General features: G+C 56.0%; 18 protein-coding genes and 1 tRNA gene. 12 read left to right on the top strand and 7 right to left on the bottom strand.

The annotated features are described in order from the left end of the window. Nucleotides 1–23: 23 nt before the first annotated feature. Nucleotides 24–548 carry a component of SufBCD complex gene (locus KO486_RS08490; protein ID WP_216036806.1) on the bottom strand — a complete coding sequence of 175 codons (525 nt, stop codon included), beginning with the start codon at nt 546–548 and terminating at the stop codon, nt 24–26. 120 nt (nt 549–668) lie between these two features. On the opposite strand from KO486_RS08490, the gene hemB reads away from it, so the two are divergent. The 3 genes from hemB to KO486_RS08475 all read left to right on the top strand — a co-directional run bounded on the left by hemB (nt 669) and on the right by KO486_RS08475 (nt 2,973). Beyond that, nucleotides 669–1,667: a porphobilinogen synthase gene (gene hemB, locus KO486_RS08485; protein WP_216036805.1), complete on the top strand. Its 999-nt coding sequence runs from the start codon at nt 669–671 to the stop codon at nt 1,665–1,667. A gap of 2 nt (nt 1,668–1,669) precedes the next feature. Next, nucleotides 1,670–2,317 (top strand): hypothetical protein, encoded by a 648-nt coding sequence (locus KO486_RS08480; RefSeq protein WP_216036804.1) that lies wholly within the window; start codon nt 1,670–1,672, stop codon nt 2,315–2,317. 98 nt (nt 2,318–2,415) lie between these two features. Then, entirely contained in the window at nt 2,416–2,973 is a 558-nt protein-coding gene (locus tag KO486_RS08475) for a YSC84-related protein (protein WP_216036803.1), read from the top strand. A gap of 1 nt (nt 2,974) precedes the next feature. On the opposite strand, the gene KO486_RS08470 is transcribed toward KO486_RS08475, so the two are convergent. Next, on the bottom strand, nt 2,975–5,380 hold the full coding sequence (locus tag KO486_RS08470) for an FAD-dependent oxidoreductase (RefSeq protein ID WP_216036802.1): 2,406 nt from the start codon (nt 5,378–5,380) through the stop codon (nt 2,975–2,977). A 487-nt stretch (nt 5,381–5,867) separates the two neighbouring features. Here KO486_RS08470 and KO486_RS08465 point away from each other — a divergent pair, with 487 nt between their 5' ends. After that, nucleotides 5,868–6,440, top strand: a complete 573-nt coding sequence (locus KO486_RS08465; protein ID WP_216036801.1) for a nucleotidyltransferase family protein — start codon at nt 5,868–5,870, stop codon at nt 6,438–6,440. A gap of 73 nt (nt 6,441–6,513) precedes the next feature. Here KO486_RS08465 and KO486_RS08460 read toward each other — a convergent pair. Next, nucleotides 6,514–6,599: transfer RNA gene (locus tag KO486_RS08460), tRNA-Leu, on the bottom strand. Between the two features lie 96 nt (nt 6,600–6,695). Continuing rightward, nucleotides 6,696–7,541, bottom strand: a complete 846-nt coding sequence (locus KO486_RS08455) for a neutral zinc metallopeptidase (RefSeq protein ID WP_216036800.1) — start codon at nt 7,539–7,541, stop codon at nt 6,696–6,698. A gap of 95 nt (nt 7,542–7,636) precedes the next feature. Here KO486_RS08455 and KO486_RS08450 point away from each other — a divergent pair, with 95 nt between their 5' ends. Both KO486_RS08450 and KO486_RS08445 read left to right on the top strand, forming a co-directional pair. Then, nucleotides 7,637–8,215 carry a YqaA family protein gene (locus KO486_RS08450; protein ID WP_216036799.1) on the top strand — a complete coding sequence of 193 codons (579 nt, stop codon included), beginning with the start codon at nt 7,637–7,639 and terminating at the stop codon, nt 8,213–8,215. Next, nucleotides 8,212–8,658, top strand: a complete 447-nt coding sequence (locus KO486_RS08445; RefSeq protein WP_216036798.1) for a disulfide bond formation protein B — start codon at nt 8,212–8,214, stop codon at nt 8,656–8,658. Before KO486_RS08450 ends, KO486_RS08445 begins: the two co-directional genes overlap by 4 nt. On the opposite strand, the gene KO486_RS08440 is transcribed toward KO486_RS08445, so the two are convergent. Next, on the bottom strand, nt 8,655–9,083 hold the full coding sequence (locus KO486_RS08440; RefSeq protein ID WP_216037542.1) for an Lrp/AsnC family transcriptional regulator: 429 nt from the start codon (nt 9,081–9,083) through the stop codon (nt 8,655–8,657). The two genes, KO486_RS08445 and KO486_RS08440, sit on opposite strands and share 4 nt — an antisense overlap. A 103-nt stretch (nt 9,084–9,186) precedes the next feature. Here KO486_RS08440 and rocF point away from each other — a divergent pair, with 103 nt between their 5' ends. From rocF to KO486_RS08420, 4 genes are all read left to right on the top strand, one after another. Continuing rightward, nucleotides 9,187–10,110: an arginase gene (rocF, locus tag KO486_RS08435; protein WP_216036797.1), complete on the top strand. Its 924-nt coding sequence runs from the start codon at nt 9,187–9,189 to the stop codon at nt 10,108–10,110. Nucleotides 10,111–10,121: 11 nt separating this feature from the next. Beyond that, nucleotides 10,122–11,165 (top strand): ornithine cyclodeaminase, encoded by a 1,044-nt coding sequence (locus KO486_RS08430; RefSeq protein WP_216036796.1) that lies wholly within the window; start codon nt 10,122–10,124, stop codon nt 11,163–11,165. A 224-nt stretch (nt 11,166–11,389) separates the two neighbouring features. Further along, the gene (gene gyrA / locus KO486_RS08425; RefSeq protein WP_216036795.1) at nt 11,390–14,140 is read left to right on the top strand and encodes a DNA gyrase subunit A; all 2,751 of its coding nucleotides are present in this window, start codon (nt 11,390–11,392) and stop codon (nt 14,138–14,140) included. Beyond that, nucleotides 14,137–14,343 carry a hypothetical protein gene (locus KO486_RS08420; RefSeq protein ID WP_049834405.1) on the top strand — a complete coding sequence of 69 codons (207 nt, stop codon included), beginning with the start codon at nt 14,137–14,139 and terminating at the stop codon, nt 14,341–14,343. The genes gyrA and KO486_RS08420 overlap by 4 nt, the downstream gene beginning before the upstream one ends. A gap of 1 nt (nt 14,344) precedes the next feature. On the opposite strand, the gene KO486_RS08415 is transcribed toward KO486_RS08420, so the two are convergent. After that, complete coding sequence (locus tag KO486_RS08415; RefSeq protein WP_216036794.1) at nt 14,345–15,319, bottom strand: YHYH protein; 975 nt, start codon at nt 15,317–15,319, stop codon at nt 14,345–14,347. A 168-nt stretch (nt 15,320–15,487) separates the two neighbouring features. On the opposite strand from KO486_RS08415, the gene trmFO reads away from it, so the two are divergent. Together trmFO and gluQRS are read left to right on the top strand one after the other, a co-directional pair. After that, on the top strand, nt 15,488–16,834 hold the full coding sequence (gene trmFO / locus KO486_RS08410; protein WP_216036793.1) for a methylenetetrahydrofolate--tRNA-(uracil(54)-C(5))-methyltransferase (FADH(2)-oxidizing) TrmFO: 1,347 nt from the start codon (nt 15,488–15,490) through the stop codon (nt 16,832–16,834). Beyond that, nucleotides 16,831–17,709 carry a tRNA glutamyl-Q(34) synthetase GluQRS gene (gene gluQRS / locus KO486_RS08405; RefSeq protein WP_216036792.1) on the top strand — a complete coding sequence of 293 codons (879 nt, stop codon included), beginning with the start codon at nt 16,831–16,833 and terminating at the stop codon, nt 17,707–17,709. The genes trmFO and gluQRS overlap by 4 nt, the downstream gene beginning before the upstream one ends. Here gluQRS and hisI read toward each other — a convergent pair. Then, nucleotides 17,706–18,068 carry a phosphoribosyl-AMP cyclohydrolase gene (hisI, locus tag KO486_RS08400; RefSeq protein ID WP_216036791.1) on the bottom strand — a complete coding sequence of 121 codons (363 nt, stop codon included), beginning with the start codon at nt 18,066–18,068 and terminating at the stop codon, nt 17,706–17,708. The two genes, gluQRS and hisI, sit on opposite strands and share 4 nt — an antisense overlap. Nucleotides 18,069–18,117: the final 49 nt, after the last annotated feature.

Here is an 18,117-nt window from a genome sequence, read left to right as displayed (position 1 = left end):
AGTGTCAACCGCTAGAACGGCAATTAAAAACCGGGACCGACGGCAAGGTTTTGATACATCCCGAACATGGCCGTTACAAAGATCGAAAACATGCCAATGAATTGGGTGATGACGCGGTGCTTTGTGAGCCGCGCGAACAACGCTTCGCCCTGAGGTTGATCACGGGCGATGACGTTAGCTGTCGCCATGCTAAGCGCTCCAACCAAGGTCATCGGGAAGGCCAACAGGAACACGGCTTGCGCAAATTCGACATCATAAAAGAACGCCATGATCCCTAATGAGGTCAGGGCGAACGTCAGAAACGTCAGTAAAACAAGCCCAGACACCTGCCCGATATAAAGCAGTCGATTGACGTTGATGCGGACCATGTCCTGAAGGTCGGCTTCTGCCTGATCACCCAGCTTGCGGGCCTTCTGGATCATGTCAAACGGGACACCCAGCACCCAATGGCTTACAGATGACCAGACAACAGCCAATGCAATCCAGTACCAAAGGTTACTGAAGGATCGCATGTCGATGACTTCAAAAAGAGTATTTGTCCAATTCACGGTGCGGCAGCCTGAGTTGATTTTTTCGCAACCTAACCGCGACGTGCGCCAATGCCCAGCCTTGTGAAGCGACGAATTCCATGGCAGCACATAGGTGTGACCAGAAAGGCCCGATTGCATATGAAACCTGTTGTCCCCTCCTTCCCGACTGCGCGCCTGCGCCGCTTACGCCAAAGCCCTGCGCTGCGCGCGATGGTCCGTGAAAACACGCTCTCCCCGTCCGATTTTATCTGGCCAGTTTTTGTTATGGAAGGTACCGACGCCGAAGAACCTGTCGCATCCATGCCAGGCGTCGTGCGCCGCACGGTCGACCGCATCGGGGCTGCCGCCCGAGAAGCCTTTGATCTTGGCATTCCAGCGATCTGCGTGTTTCCGTATACGGGGATGGAACAACGCACCGAAGACTGCGCGCTCGCGTGGTCGCCAGACAACATCGCCAACCGTGCAATCCGTGAGATTAAGTCAGCAGTGCCCGAAATGGCCGTGATGACGGATATTGCGCTGGATCCTTACAACATCAACGGCCATGACGGCTTTGTTGAAAATGGCCAAATCATCAATGACCGTACGGTAGACGCCTTGGTCAAGATGGCGCTGACACAGGCGGAATGTGGTGCGGACATCCTTGGCCCATCTGACATGATGGACGGACGTGTTGGTGCGATCCGCGCCGCACTTGAGGCCGAAAATTACCAGAACGTCACCATCCTGAGCTACACCGCGAAATATGCCTCTGCGTTTTATGGACCGTTTCGCGATGCGGTTGGCGCGTCCTCTGCGCTGACAGGCGACAAGAACACTTATCAAATGGACCCCGCCAATACAGACGAGGCCATGCGACTGGTGCAACGTGATCTTTCGGAGGGCGCCGATATGGTCATGGTCAAACCAGGCATGCCCTACCTCGATATCGTGCGCCGCGTGAAAACCGAATTCGGCGTGCCGACGTTTGCCTACCAAGTGTCTGGCGAATACGCGATGATGCAAGCCGCCGCCGCCAATGGCTGGCTGGACGGTGATGCAGTCATGATGGAAAGCCTGATGGGGTTCAAACGTGCGGGTTGTGATGGCGTGCTGACATACTTCGCTCCGGCAGCGGCCAACCTGTTGAACGGCTAAGCATGCTAAACACCGCCATCGACAACAATGTTCACTTGTGTCGCACAGTGCTGTCGCAGTTTGGTATCAAAGCGCAATCTCACGGCTGCGCCACCCTATTTTATGGCGCGCCACGTCCGTACTTTCCGAGCGTCATTACCCACAAGCCGCACTTAGACGACCGCACGATTGCCCATATCGCCACATTGCCCATTGGCGCTGGGATCAAAGACAGCTTTGCGACGCTCGATCTTTCACAGACGGGGTTTACCGCTGTGGTCAATGCCCATTGGATTGCACGGGCGCCAACGCCCGTGACAGGGCGACCGCTTTATCGTGTTGAGGATGAATTGAGCTTGCGAGGCTGGCTAGATGCATGGAATTCCGGAAACTCGATCGCACACGCCAACTTTACGCCGGACATTCTGGCACGAACTGACATTCGAATGCGCGCAACACCTGATTTTCATGCAGGTGTCATTACGAACCGGCATAAGAACGGCGTCACAGGTATTTCCAACCTGTTCGGTTCCCCAAGCCGCGTCCTCGATGGTCTCAGCGATCTTCCCGTTGGTGACAGTTTGATCGGTTATGAAACGGACCCCGCCCCATTTGTAGCTATGGGGTTTACCATACTCGGCCCACTAACCGTATGGATCAAAACGGGCTAAATCTTGCCGCCCTGCATCTAGCTGCTGACAGGGCGCGAAATACCGCCTATGGTGTGCGCATAACGGGAAAAAACCCCGATCCTAGAGGCGAGACAGACATGACCCTACTTACAAGACGCAGCTTTGCGCTTTCTGCGCTGGCAACAACCACCCTTTCGGCCTGCGGCAACGGCATCGGCGGCAATGGCGCCGATGTGATCGACAGCCGCGTCGATAGCACAATCAATTTCATGTACGATAGCTATCCTGGCACCCGTGATCTGGCCAACAAGGCCAGCGGGATGCTTGTGATGCCCGTCGTGACCGAAGCCGGCCTTGGCCTCGGCGGGTCTTACGGGCGCGGTGCATTGCGCATCGGGCAGACGACGGTTGATTACTATTCTTCCGCAGCCGCCAGTGCGGGCCTTCAAATCGGCGCACAACAATTCTCGACGGTGCTGTTTTTCATGACGGAAGAAGCGTTGACAGATTTCCGCCGTGCAAACGGTTGGGCAGCTGGCGCGGACATTGAATATGCGTTGCGCGATGACGGCCAAACCCTGCGTGCAGAGACGACAACGTCCCTGTCGCCTGTGATTGCGGTTGTTTTCGCTCAGGCTGGTTTTCGGGCTGGAGCCACCATCGAAGGCACCAAATACACGCGCATCATCCCATAAATCATGCTCTGAGCCGCTCTCCCTTGGGATCAAAGGGCGGCTCAGCCAGCACGACACCACGATGCGGTTTGCCGAGGATCATAACATCCACCTCGGTTCCTGCGGGTGTGTCTTTCAGATAACCAAGCGCCAAGCTCATATCGACAGAGTATCCAAACGTGCCAGACGTTACGCGCCCAACCGGCGTGCCGTCATGCAGGAAAATAGGCTCGCCACCTGTGGCGTCCGCCGTTGTGACATCTCGCACATGGATCAAAGACAGGACCTCACGGGATGGGTTATCTTTGATCTTCAGGTAACTGTTTTTATGTAGAAAATCCTTATCTATCTTGATCAATTTATCAAGACCGACTTCCTGTGGCCAGTATTCAGGTGAATACTCGCGCCCCCAAGACCCGTAACCCTTTTCGACCCGCAGGGACATCAAAGCGCGGCTACCAACTGGACCGCCGCCTTCTACGTCAGCAACCTGCAAAAGCGCTGCGTAAACTGCGGCTTGATCTTCGGCCTTACAGTGGATTTCCCAACCCAAGTCGCCCGTAAAGGACACGCGCAGCGCCAGACAACGCACGCCCGCAATGTCCAACCACTTTGATCGCATAAACGGGAAGTCCGCCGTTTCCAAAGATGTATTCGTAAGCGTTTGCAGCGCCTTACGAGACGAAGGGCCCGCGATGTTGAACCCGCACCACGCTTCGGTTTTACTTTCAAACGTTACATCGTCGGGCATCGGCACCATGTTCCAGAACCGCTGGTGATACCGTTCCGCCATACCGGACCCAATGATCCAGAATTCGTCCTCGTCCATACGTGTGACCGTGAAGTCCCCAGCGATACCCCCATTCACGCCAATCAGGGGCGTCAAACAGGATCTACCCACGGATTTCGGCATGGTGTTGGCAAAGACAGCGTTTAGCCAGTCTTCGGCCCTAGCCCCAGCAACGCGATATTTCGCAAAGTTGGAAATATCAATGATACCAACAGATTGCCGCAACATATTCACTTCACGGCCAACGCTGTCAAACCAAGGTTGGCGCGTAAAGCCCGCGCTTTCGGGGGTGTCTTTGTCGAAATACAGCGGGTGTTCCCAGCCGTAATTGAGCCCGAACACAGCGCCCATGTCCTTTTGTTGCTCATAGACAGATCGCACCCGTACTGGTCGCCCTGCATCACGTTCCTCATTCGGGAAGTGGATCTTGAAACGGTGGGCATATTGGTCCCCGACCCGCGCCTTGGTGAATTTTGCATCAGCCCAAGCGCCAAACCGCGCCACATCCCACGCGAACATATCATACGAACTTTCGCCCTTGGTGATCCATTCCGCCGCCATCAACCCCATGCCGCCAGACTGGCTGAACCCCGGGATAATGCCGTTGCAACAGAAATAGTTCTGCAAATCAGGGTGCGGACCAAACAGAACGTTTGAATCTGGCGACCAGATCATTGGCCCGTTAATGACCCGTTTGATCCCCGCTTCACCGACCGCTGGGACACGATCAATGGCGCGCATTATGTTGTCCTCAATACGTTCCAGATCATCGGCAAACAGCTCATGGCCGAACCCTTGTGGTGTACCGTCTTCAGCCCAAAACCGAACGTCCTTTTCATAGGCCCCGACAAGCAGGCCCTGACCTTCTTGGCGCAAGTAGTACTCACCGTCGCGGTCCGCGACAGATGGCAACCGCCTGTCCATCGCTGCAATCTCGGCTATGGTTTCGGTCACGAAGTACTGATGTTCTGTGGGTAGCAGCGGCAGTTCGATCCCAGCCATCTTGCCCACTTCACGCCCCCAAAGGCCCGCGGCGTTGATGACCCATTCGGTTGCGACGTTGCCCTTTTCAGTTTCGACGATCCACGAGCCATCAGGCTGCTGAATGGTCGCTGTGACGGGGCAGAACCGGATGATCTCAGCGCCGCGTTGGCGGGCCCCGACTGCATAAGCATTGGTCACACCGGAAGGATCAACATTGCCGCCATCAGGTTCATACATAATGCAGCGGATGCCATCATAGTTTACCATCGGGTGCAGCTCTTCCGCCTTTTCGCGGCTCACTTCATGGAAGTTCATACCGTAAAACTTGGCCTTCGCCGCCTGCAGGCGCAGCTGGTGTTCGCGATCTTCGGTTTGCGCCAAATACAAACTGCCGGGTTGAAACACACCGCAGGACTGGCCCGTCTCGGCCTCCAGTTCGTTATAAAGGTTCATCGTATAGTGCTGAATGCGAGAGATATTCGTACTGTCGTGCAGCCCGTGAATATTCGCCGCCGCGTGCCATGTTGATCCGCTTGTCAGTTCGTCGCGTTCCAGCAGCACAACATCGGTCCAACCCAGCTTTGCCAGATGGTACAGGATCGAGCAGCCGATAACGCCGCCTCCGATGACAACGGCTTGGGCATGGGTCCTCATGTGGGTCTCCTTATGTTGCCCTAGACTGAAAGCCGCAGCGGTCATTGGTTTGCCGCAAGGCGACATTTACTGTCGCTGCCGTCGCATTTTTTCGGTGGTGTCGCCGAAGCCAAATCGTTGCGACAAAGCCGACAAAGATAATAAGCAGCTTCCAGAACGACAAATGGTCGTGAAGGATAATCTCAAACCACCTTGTCACGATACTGATGAACGGCTCTTTCACGTTTAGGCAAGGAAACGGCTGGCGATCACTCCGTGCATAACGTCCAGAACCACACTCTTGTTGGTTTGCGAGTCATCCTCCAGCCTGTGGACAACTCTGTGGACAGACCGAAGGCCAATGGGTGCAAGTATCGGACTTATCGTTGCCCTATGCGATCAGGCACCGTGCTGGTCTAGGGATCGAAATCAATATAATAGGGGGTATGTGCTGTGCCCCTTCTATGACCGCCTCTAGATTTGACGCCGATGGCGCGCGGTTGCGCGGATGATTGCAACGCTCCTCCTTGCGGCGGGTGCGTCATCGCGCATGGGCGGGCGCGATAAACTGCTGGAAGATGTTGGTGGTGCGCCACTTTTGCAGGTCATGGCCGACCGTGCTTTGTCCGTCGGGCCGACCTACGTCACCGTTCCCTCGCTCAGCCACAAAAGAAACGCCATCTTGCCGGCAGCGGTGCAGGTGATTGTGGTAGATGGCCAGATGAGCGACAGCATAAAGGCGGGCATTGCCTCCCTGCCCGTAGCAACCACGGGCGTCTTGATTTTGCCTGCGGATATGCCGGACATCACGGCCAATGACTTGGCGCTGATCGGGTCAGCAGCACGCCAATCCGATGCGCCAATCCTGCGCGCAATGACCGAAGACGGGCGTCCCGGTCACCCGACTTATTTTGCGGCCAGTCAATTCGATGATCTTTCAACGATAACGGGGGATCGCGGTGCATCCGGTCTTTTGGCGGGTCGCACGGCAGACATCGAATTCGTGGCGTTACAAGGGGATCGTGCGCGGCTTGATCTGGATACGCCCCAAGACTGGGACGCCTACCGCGCCCGTTCATAAGCGTTTCAAAACCAAACATTTAGTGAGGGCATTTGAGGGGCCGTATCAGGGGTGCGTGCATTCCCCTTTAAAGTGGTACCGGTGGCCGGACTCGAACCGGCACGATGTCACCATCGGGGGATTTTGAATCCCCTGCGTCTACCATTCCGCCACACCGGCACGCATGCAACCATATGGGCTGCATTGGTATGCGGCGTGCAATAGCCGTCCCATTCGGGGACGTCAACGCCGCAATTTCACCTTTTGCATCTTGTCCTAAAGATCATTGGTCGAAAACGTATCACAGGCCGCGACCTGCGCCGTATCATAACCAGTTTGGAACCACCGTTGACGCTGCGCGGACGTGCCATGTTCAAAGGTGTGCGGCTGCACTGTACGGCCAGCATTACGCTGTAAGGTATCATCGCCAATCTGGGCGGCCGCATTCATCGCCTCGGCAATGTCGCCGCGTTCCAGACTGTTAAAGCGTTCTTGTGCGTAACGCGCCCAGACACCGGAAAAACAATCCGCTTGCAGTTCCAAGCGCACAGAAATCGCATTGCTTTCAACCTCGCTTACTTGTTGGCGGATGCGGTTGGCCTGCCCCAGAATCCCAAGTTCGTTCTGGACGTGGTGTGCTACCTCGTGGGCGACCACATAAGCGGCCGCAAAATCACCACCCGCACCCAGCTGGCGTTCCATCGTCACAAAGAAATCCGTATCCAGATAGGCTTTGCTGTCTGCGGGGCAATAAAATGGCCCGCTTTGCGCAGTTGCCCCGCCACAAGGTGATTGCGTCGCGCCCTTAAACAACACCAAGGTCGGCGCCGCATAGGTTTGACCGATCTGCGTCTGAAAAACTTCGGCCCAGATTTCTTCGGTGTCGGCCAATGTTACGGACACAAACTGTGCAGCGCGTTCATCCGCTTCGGTCACTTCACCGCTGGACTGAACCTGCGTGCCCCCCAGATCAACGAAACCTGATGTATCAAACCCGAAATACATACCTGCCAGCAGGATCAGAACACCCGCGATTCCACCGATACCGCCCGCTTTGCGCGCACCGCCGGAACGGCGACGATCTTCAATATTGTTGCTTCCACGCCGACCTTGCCATTTCATGACTGCACATCCTCTGCATAATACTACGGTTGACCATATCGCCTCTCTCTGGCCTAAGAAACCAAACAAATAAGAGCAGACCCAAGGTAAATCACATGATCCGACGCCTCTATGACTGGACTTTGTCCCTTGCGACATCGCCCTACGCGCTTTGGGCGTTGGCTTTTGTGGCCTTCATTGAAAGCTCTGTGTTTCCGATTCCGCCGGATTTGCTGATGATCCCAATGATCATCGCGACCCCGCGCCGCGCCTTCCTGATCGCAGGTATTGCGACGGTGGCATCCGTATTAGGCGGGCTTCTTGGCTATGGCATTGGCATGTTTGCCTTTGAGGCCGTCGGCCAGCCTATTCTGGAATCCTTGGGCAAGGCCCATTCAATGGAAGAATTCAGCACCCAGTTCAACGATTACGGGTTCTGGGCCGTCTTGATCGCGGGCCTGACCCCGTTTCCATACAAAGTTATCACTATCATGTCCGGCTGGACGGCGATGCCACTGGGCACCTTTATGGTCACATCGATCATCGCCCGCGCCTTGCGGTTCTTCATCATCGCGGGCTTGTTGTGGAAGTTCGGCGCTCCGATCCGTGATTTCATCGAAAAACGCCTCGGCCTGATGTTCACGTTATTTTGCGTTGTCTTGGTCGGCGGTTTCTTCTTAGTGCGGTACCTATGACAAAACCAAGCCTCATCGCCCTCGCCGCCTTTGGCAGCTTTGCCCTCCTTGCCGGAGCGTTCATGTTTCAGTTCATGGGTTTTCCCCCCTGCCAGATGTGCCTGTGGCAACGCTACCCACATGCAGTCGCGGTTGTGGTCGGTCTTTTGGCGATTCTGTTAGGCCGGTTCCAATCGCAGCTTGCGATTTTGGGCGCGATTGCAGCCGCTATCACGGGCGGTATCGGCGTCTATCATACAGGCGTTGAACGTGGCTGGTGGGAAGGCCCGACAAGCTGCACAAGCGGTGGCGCTCTCAGCGGCGATCTACTCAGCACTGACATTGCGCCAATCGTGATGTGCGATGATGTTGTCTGGTCGCTTCTGGGTCTGTCTATGGCATCTTACAACGCGCTGATCTCATTCGGTTTGGCCGCTATTTGGATTGCAGCGGCGCGGCGCTAACGCCCTGCCCGCCGTGTGCTTAATAGCAGGCTTGTTTCCGATCTCGTAACGCCGTCCAGACGGCGGATGCGAAACAAGACCTCGTCCAAGGCATCCAGGGTCTCGGTTCCGATCTCGACGATCAAATCCCACGTCCCATTGGTGGAGTGAACGGCCTGTACCTCGACCAGGCCCGTCAGCGTGCGCATCACTTTTTCTGTGCCGCGCCCCTCGATCCCCAGCATCATCAGCCCTCGGACGGCGTGGGCTGCAACATCGCTGCGTGTCACAACCGTAAATCCCGCAATCTCACCGCTATCTCGAAGCCGATCCATGCGGGCCTTAACCGTAGCACGTGTCACGCCCAAATCAGCACTCAGCTCCGACACGCTGGCGCGACCGTCACGCCGCAACGCCTTGACCAGCTTACTATCCATTTCATCCATTGCAGCTGCCCATTTTGAATAATCTTCGCTCATTTTGGACAATGCGCGGGCTATCCCAATCAATCAAGCCCCGCGATGATGATCCAAACAACAGGAGCCCAACATGACCGCGCAAGACATCATCTTCATTGGAGCCCCCGTAGACAGCGGCAAAGACCGCAAGGGCTGCATCATGGGGCCAGACGCCTACCGCACCGCAGGCCTTGAAGACACGTTAGCCGGCCTTGGGTGCACCGTAATCGACAACGGCAATCTTACGGCCGAACAAACCGAAATCCCCGATCACGACCACCTTGTTGCCCTGCCACAAACCGTGGGCTGGACCCGCACCCTTCACGCCGCCGCTGTAGAAGCCGCCCCCAAAGGCTTGCCAATCTTTCTTGGCGGGGATCATTCCTTGGCCCTTGGTACAGTGACTGGGATCGCCGATCACGCTGCCAGCGTCGGCAAGCCATTGTTTGTGCTCTGGCTGGATGCACATACCGATTATCATACGCCCGACACGACCAGCAGCGGTAACCTGCACGGCACACCGGTGGCCTATTTCACGGGCCGCGACGGCTTTGATGCCTTTCCCGCGGTCAACAATCCTGTCCCGACAGCAAACATCTGTATGATGGGCCTGCGTTCGGTCGATCCCGAAGAACACGCAGCTTTAGCGGATACGGAGATGCACATCGCAGATATGCGCGCCATTGATGAATTCGGCATTCGCGCCCCGCTGGCACACTTCCTTGACCGTGTCGCCGCCGCGGACGGGCTGCTGCACGTCTCTTTGGATGTGGATTTCCTCGACCCCGATATCGCCCCTGCCGTTGGCACCACTGTTCCAGGTGGCGCGACCCTACGCGAGGCCCACCTGATCATGGAAATGCTGCACGATTCTGGCCGCGTAACCTCGCTTGATTTGGTCGAACTCAACCCCTTCATGGACGAACGTGGCCGTACCGCATCCTTGATGGTTGATCTTACAGCTTCGCTCATGGGCCGCCGGGTCTTTGACCGCCCAACTCGTTCTTTCGTTTAAGGATAAGCCCTATGCAATCCCCCTCAAACCTCGCTCTCGTGCCGTTTGTTTCTGTAGAAAACATGATGCGTCTGGTTCATGCCAACGGGCTGGACAGCATGCTTATTCGCATCGCGGACACAATCGAGCAAGACTTCCTGCGGTGGGATCAATTCGACAAGACCCCGCGCGTTGCGTCCCATTCTGACGTTGGTGTGATCGAACTGATGCCCACATCTGATGGTGAAATGTATGGTTTCAAATACGTCAACGGACACCCCAAGAATACCGCCGAAGGCCTGCAAACCGTCACCGCCTTTGGCCTACTTGCAGATGTGCACTCCGGCTATCCGGTGCTGCTGTCTGAAATGACCCTGCTCACCGCCCTACGCACAGCCGCGATGTCTGCCCTGGCCGCCAAATACCTCGCCCCCAAAGGCGCGACCACCATGGCGATGATTGGCAATGGCGCGCAGTCCGAATTCCAGTGCCGCGCGTTTCAGGCGATCTGCGGTATCACCCATGTGCGCCTTTTTGACAGCGACCCTGCAGCGACGGAAAAATGTGCGGCAAACCTCGCGGACTCAGGACTGCACATCACATCCTGCACCACCCCAGAAGACGCCGTGCAAGGCGCGCAGATCATCACCACCTGCACTGCCGACAAACAGAATGCCACTGTCCTGACCGACAACATGGTCGGCGCAGGTGTGCATATCAACGCAATCGGCGGCGACTGTCCGGGCAAAACCGAACTGCACAACGACATCCTGCACCGCTCCGACATCTTTGTTGAATACCCCCCCCAAACCCGCGTTGAGGGCGAAATTCAGGCCTTGGCCGAAGATCACCCTGTTATTGAACTCCACGATGTCTTTGCTGGCCGCATCGCGGGGCGTAAAACTGACAAACAAATCACCCTCTTTGACAGCGTCGGCTTCGCGATCGAAGACTTCTCAGCCCTGCGTTGCATCCTTGACGCCATCCAAGGCACTGATTTCTACATCGACCTTGATATGCTCGCTGATCCAGACGACCCACGCGATCTTTACGGCATGCTCAACCGCTCCAAATAGGCATTTTCCCTTTGCCTTTGTTTCGAAAATACCTCGGGTGGAGTCCGCAGGACGGGGGGCTGGCCCCCCACTTGCTGCTATGGGGCCTGCAACGCCACTACACCAAGCGATCCAAACGGTGCAAAATCGGCCCTTTACCATTTGCACCACCCCTAGCCTCTGATAGTCTGTCCTGAACTAAATATAGAACCCGCGAAACGCGGCGAATCGGACAGGCACACGACATGAGCGACATTCCAGAAACTCCTGAAAATACAGAAGAAATGCCACCTGAACGCCCTGCGTATGACGGTCCTCAAATCTCGATCACCGCCGAGATGAAAACGTCCTACCTCGATTACGCCATGTCTGTGATCGTATCACGTGCGATTCCGGACCTTCGTGACGGGCTAAAACCGGTTCACCGCCGCATTTTGTATGCGATGTATGAAGGCGGAAATACCCACGACAAACCCTATCGCAAATCGGCCCGTGCCGTCGGCGACGTCATGGGTAAATATCACCCGCATGGCGACAGCGCGATCTATGACGCCTTGGTTCGTATGGCGCAGGATTTCTCCATGTCGCTGCCGCTTCTGGATGGTCAAGGCAACTTTGGCTCCATGGACGGCGATAACCCAGCCGCGATGCGTTATACCGAAGTCCGCATGGACAAACCGGCGGCGTATCTGCTAGCTGACATCGACAAAGATACCGTCGATTTTCAAGACAACTATGACGGCAAAGACCGCGAACCCACCGTCCTGCCCGCCCGTTACCCCAACATGCTGGTTAACGGCGCAGGCGGTATTGCGGTTGGTATGGCCACCAACATCCCGCCCCACAATCTGGGCGAAGTCATTGATGCCACTTTGGCTTTGATCGTAAATCCTGACCTTACGTCTGAAGAACTCATCGAATACGTGCCGGGCCCTGATTTCCCGACAGGTGGCATCATGCTGGGCCGTTCTGGCGCCCGCAAAGCCTACCTCGAGGGTCGCGGATCCGTTGTGACCCGCGCCAAGACCAAGGTCGAGGAAATCCGCAAGGACCGCTTCGCCATCGTGATCGAAGAAATCCCCTATCAGGTGAACAAATCCACCATGGTCGAACGCATCGCCGAGGCGGCGCGCGACAAGAAGATCGAAGGTATCTCTCACGTTCAAGATGAATCCGACCGCAACGGTGTTCGGGTTGTCGTCGAACTCAAACGCGATGCCACCGCCGAAGTCGTGCTGAACCAATTGTTCCGCTTTACGCCTATGCAAACCAGCTTTGGCTGCAACATGTTGGCGCTGAATGGCGGCCGCCCTGAAACGCTCACTTTGCGCCGTTTCCTGACGTCTTTCCTCGATTTCCGCGAAGATGTTGTTATCCGCCGCACCGCGTTTGAACTCAACAAAGCCCGCGATCGTGCCCACGTCTTGTGTGGTCTGGCCGTGGCTGTGTCCAACGTGGACGAAGTCGTTGCAACAATCCGCGCGTCTGCGGATGCCCCCGCGGCACGTGAGGCATTGATGACCCGCGCCTGGCCTGCCGAAGAAATCCTGCCGTTTATCGCGCTGATCGATGATCCGACCCACACGGCCAACGATGATGGCACCTATAACCTGTCCGAAATTCAGGCCCGCGCGATCCTTGAATTGCGCCTGCAACGCCTGACACAGATCGGCGTGAAAGAAGTAACTGACGAGTTGGAAGAACTCGCTGGGAAGATCAAAGAATACCTCGCGATCCTTAGCTCACGCGACCGTATCCTCGGGATCATCCGTGACGAACTGCAAGAATGCAAAGACCTGTTCGCGGTCCCACGTCGCACCGAGATCGTTGACTGGTCTGGCGACATGGAAGACGAAGACCTCATCGAGCGTGAAGATATGGTCGTAACGGTCACTGAATCCGGCTACATCAAGCGGACAGCTCTGGCTGACTTCCGCGCGCAAAAACGCGGCGGCAAAGGCATCTCTGGTGGGTCTTTGAAAGAAGACGATGTTGTTACACAGCTTTTCGTCGCCAACACCCACACGCAGCTGTTGTTCTTTACGACAGACGGAATGGTCTACAAACTCAAGACATGGCGCCTGCCCCAAGGGTCGCGCACGTCTAAAGGTAAGGCCATCGTCAACATCCTGCCGATCCCGACGGGTGTTTCGATTGCCGCCATCATGCCCGTGGACCGCGATGAGGAAGACTGGGACGACCTTCAAATCGTCTTCGCAACCTCAGCAGGCACCGTGCGCCGCAACAAACTGTCCGATTTCACCAACGTTATGCGCAACGGTAAAATCGCAATGAAGTTCGAAGGCGAGAACGAAGGCGTACAGCTCATCAATGCGCGTATCTGTTCAGATGATGACGATGTGATGCTTGTGACGAACTCGGGCCGCGCGATCCGCTTCCCAAGTACGGATGTGCGTGTGTTTAATTCACGCAATTCCCTTGGGGTACGTGGCATTAAGCTTCAGGGCGACGATACCATCGTATCCATGTCTGTGATCCGCCACTTCAAGGCCGAAGCCGATGAACGCGCCGCATACCTTAAAATGCGCCGCGCAATGGCAGGCCTCGCTGATGACGCAGAAGTCGAAGACGAAGAAGCGCCAGCGGGTGACATTACCACCGAACGCTATGCTGAAATGTCTGCCGCCGAGAACCTGATCCTGACGATCACGTCTGGTGGGTCTGGCAAGCTGTCCTCAAGCCACGACTACCCCGTTCGCGGACGTGGCGGCATGGGTGTTACGGCCATGGACAAGGCAATGCGCGGTGGTGAAATCGTCGCGTCCTTCCCTGTTGAAATGGACGACCAGATCATGCTGGCGACATCCAAAGGCCAATCAATCCGTGTTCCAGTTGAAGGCATTTCGTTCCGCAGCCGGTCCGCCGGTGGTGTTAAGGTGTTCAATACCGGTAAGAACGAAGTCGTTGTTTCTGTTGCTTATATCGCCGATCAAGCCGACGATGAAGACAGTGAGGACGAAGGCTCCGAGGAATGAACCCCGATATCTTCCTTCCCATCGCGTTCACAATCATGATCGCCCTTTTGGGCCTCATGGTCGCGGTGGGAATTCCACGGGGCAAGCGGATGCAAAAGACAAACGAGCGGATCGAAGCCAACCAGCGCAAACAAATGGAATTGGCTGAACGGCAAACAGCGGCGGTTGAACGCATCGCCGCTGCCCTTGAAAAACGCAGCTAACCTAGCGGCAATATTCTTCGGACACGAGCGCACCATCGTTGGTCACGGTTCGAGTTTCAAAGTTGTAACAGCCCGCCGTCTCGCTCGGTGAATACCGCATGTAATAGGCCTCGCCCTCATAGGTGTAATCCATGCTGCGGGTTCCGTCGGGCAATTGAGTGAAAATGAGATCCTCAACGCCGCCACGTGGCGGACGCCCCGGTTCAATGCCGCCACCCCCTGACGCAAGTGTTAACGGTGCTGTGCGCGGAAGATCACGCAAGCTGGCGACCTCACCCATCAAGCATTGCACGATATACGGAGCCTCAGTTGAGGTGTGATAGCGATAGCCGAAGGTTTCATCGGGTTGGCCGTTGCACAGGTCAAGGTCCCCTTCGGCGATCTCGGTGCCATCAGGGTTCTTGTCGCCATAAATCGGAAACCCGTCAAACGCCCAGCCAATGATCGCATCATCACCTGCGTTTTTCATCTGCTCGATCATGCAAGTCGGCGCGACGTGGTAGTGGTAATCATCCCCACGTCCCGCATGACCGCCACAAATATCAAGCTGCTGGGTCGCTAAAGTATCATGCTGTGACTGGTAATGAACCAAGTCGTCCTGACTCATCTCGCCGCCGCCGGTGTAGTCGAAAATCGGCACACCATTCACAGCTACCGCAAGGGCCGCGTCGCGGGTCTGCGGTGTATCGCCAAGAACGGGCAGCAAGGGAATAGGTGCGTCGTAGCTCTTTGCGGGCACTGGCACCTGCTCGTTCGTGCCAACAATGCCCGTCATCAGCTCATGATCGGGATAGCTGTCCGAGCTGATAACAGCGTTTCCACCGTCACAACTCACCGACACAGCCTCCGAAAACCCCGCCTCGGACACCGAAAGCTGCACGGCCTCGCAATGCTGCGCATCATCATGAGCCAAGACCATCTGCGGCGCGATAAATGCGGCCTGTACCGCGATTAGTCCGATGTGAAGCTGTTTCATGTTGCGCGCTCTCCAATTGGTCGATTTCTATATGATACGCGCCACGTTTCCGATTTGGTCGTTTGTCTGGCTTTTTTGTTGTAATCGCAGGATGGCGACTGGACCAAGCCCTTCGCAAGAGCGAATTCATCTCTTTTCAATAGGACACCAAGCGCCTAAGTCAGCCACATGACAGATACATTGCACATCATCGGCGGCGGAATGGCCGGATCAGAGGCCGCTTGGCAAGCGGCTAATCAAGGCATCCAAGTGGTCATCCACGAAATGCGCCCCAAGGTGGAAACCTTTGCTCACCGTACGGGCAACCTGGCGGAGATGGTTTGCTCCAATTCGTTCCGCTCGGATGATGACGAACAAAACGCGGTTGGCCTGCTGCATTGGGAAATGCGCACCGCTGGCGGTATCATTATGGCGACGGCTGATACACACAAACTGCCTGCGGGTGGTGCTCTCGCGGTGGATCGTGACCCATTTGCAGAGGCCGTGACCGCTGCATTAACATCGCACCCTAACGTATCGGTTTCATACGAAGAAATCGATGCGCTTCCTGATGACGGAAACTGGATTATAGCCACAGGTCCGCTGACATCTGGAAAACTGGCAGATGCGATTGCTGCGGAAACTGGCGCCGAAGCCTTGGCGTTTTTCGATGCCATCGCGCCGATCCTCTATCATGACAGCATCGACATGAGCAAAGCGTGGATGCAGTCGCGCTATGATAAGGGCGAAACCGAAGAAGAACGTACCGCCTACCTTAATTGCCCGATGAGCAAAGACGACTACGAGGGCTTTATCGACGCCCTGCTGGCGGCCGAAAAAGCTGAATTTAAAGAAGGCGAAACAGCGGGGTACTTTGATGGCTGCCTGCCGATCGAAGTCATGGCAGAGCGTGGCCGTGAAACATTGCGCTTTGGCCCGATGAAACCTGTCGGCCTGACAAACCCGCACGATCCGGAAAACAAGCCCTACGCCGTTGTCCAGCTGCGCCGCGACAACGCGCTTGGCACGCTTTACAACATCGTCGGGTTCCAAACTAAGATGAAGTACGGTGCACAAACCGATGTTTTCAAACGCATTCCCGGCCTTGAGAACGCAAGCTTTGCCCGTCTTGGTGGTATTCACCGTAACACGTTCCTGAACTCACCGACCTTGCTCGATGATCAAATGCGTCTGAAATCAAAACCAAACATCCGCTTTGCAGGTCAGATCACAGGCGTTGAAGGCTATGTTGAAAGCGCTGCGATGGGGCTTCTTGCGGGCCGCCTTGCTGTTGCAGAAATGAAGGGCCAATCCTTAGGCCCTGTACCAGACACGACCGCAACAGGCGCGCTTGTCACACACATCACTGGCGGCGCCGAGGCCAAGACATTCCAACCCATGAACGTCAACTTCGGCCTATTCCCCCCCGTTGAGGGCCTTAAGGGTGGGCGACGAGGCCGCAAGGACCGTTACAAAGCCTACACCGACCGTGCTAAACTCGATTGGCAGGGCTGGCTCGACGCATCTGACAGATGATCACCCGGTTTGCGCCATCCCCTACGGGGCCATTGCACCTTGGCCACGCCTATTCCGCGCTTTTAGCTTATGACATGGCGCTTGAGGCTGGAGGTGATTTTCTACTGCGAATTGAAGACATTGACCAATCCCGCGCACGCCCCGCATGGGAAACACAGATATACGACGACTTGAAATGGCTTGGCCTGTGGTGGCCCGAGCCTGTGATGCGCCAGTCGGATCGCCTTGGGGTCTATCACGACAAACTGCGTTGGCTTTGGAACCATGGCTATGCTTTTGCCTGTTCGTGCACGCGCCGTGACATCCAAAACGCAATGTCGGCCCCCCAAGAAGGCGTCACCCATGGCCCTGACGGGTTGATTTATCCGGGCACATGTCGGGCAAACCATTGCCACGGTGGCACGGTCCCGTTCCCCGATGACACCGCAATTCGTCTGTCGATGGACGCCGTCGCTCGCAAACATGGCAGCGCTTTGACGGGGGCTGATACCTTCTCGTTCTTAGAAACCGGTGAAGGCCCAAACGGCGAAACGGGGCTGATCGAATTCACCGTAGCAGACGCCATCCAAACCATCGGAGACGTTGTTCTAGCGCGGCGTGACATGGGCACGTCTTACCATTTGTCGGTGGTCCTAGACGATGCAGAACAGGGCATCACACATGTCGTTCGCGGTCAGGATTTGTTCGAAGCCACGAAAATTCACGTTATTTTACAACGTGTTCTGAAACTTCCAACACCGACCTACCATCACCACAAACTCATCCGTGATGACGCAGGGAAACGCCTTGCCAAACGCGACGATGCACGCGCTATTTCAAAGTACCGTCAAGACGGCGCCAGCCCTGACGACATCCGTGCGATGGTCGGGCTTTAGTCTTCCAGCGGTTTCATCAGTTCGGTTTCTTCGCCGTCCACGACAGATGTGTAGAAACATGACCGCCGGTTTGTGTGGCACGCTGCCCCGACTTGGTTAACCACGGCCAACAAGCAGTCGCGGTCGCAGTCTACCCGCAGATCAATCAGCTCTTGGGTGTGGCCAGATGTTTCGCCCTTGATCCAGAACGATTGGCGGGACCGCGACCAATAGGTGACGCGCTTTGTTTCAAGGGTCTTAGCGACGGCTTCAACATTCATCCATGCCATCATCAGCACTTCGCCCGTGCCGTCTTGCTGTGCAATACATGGGATCAAACCATTGGAATCATAACGCAATGTTGATGGATCGAACTTCATGACATGTTTTCCTTTGGCAATGGGTGCGCGCGGCCCTATCTAGGGGGAG

Source organism: Octadecabacter sp. B2R22 (assembly GCF_018861045.1).
Taxonomy (GTDB): domain Bacteria; phylum Pseudomonadota; class Alphaproteobacteria; order Rhodobacterales; family Rhodobacteraceae; genus Octadecabacter.
Note: the sequence above shows the minus strand (reverse complement) of the source record. Positions and strands in the feature narration are given on the sequence as shown.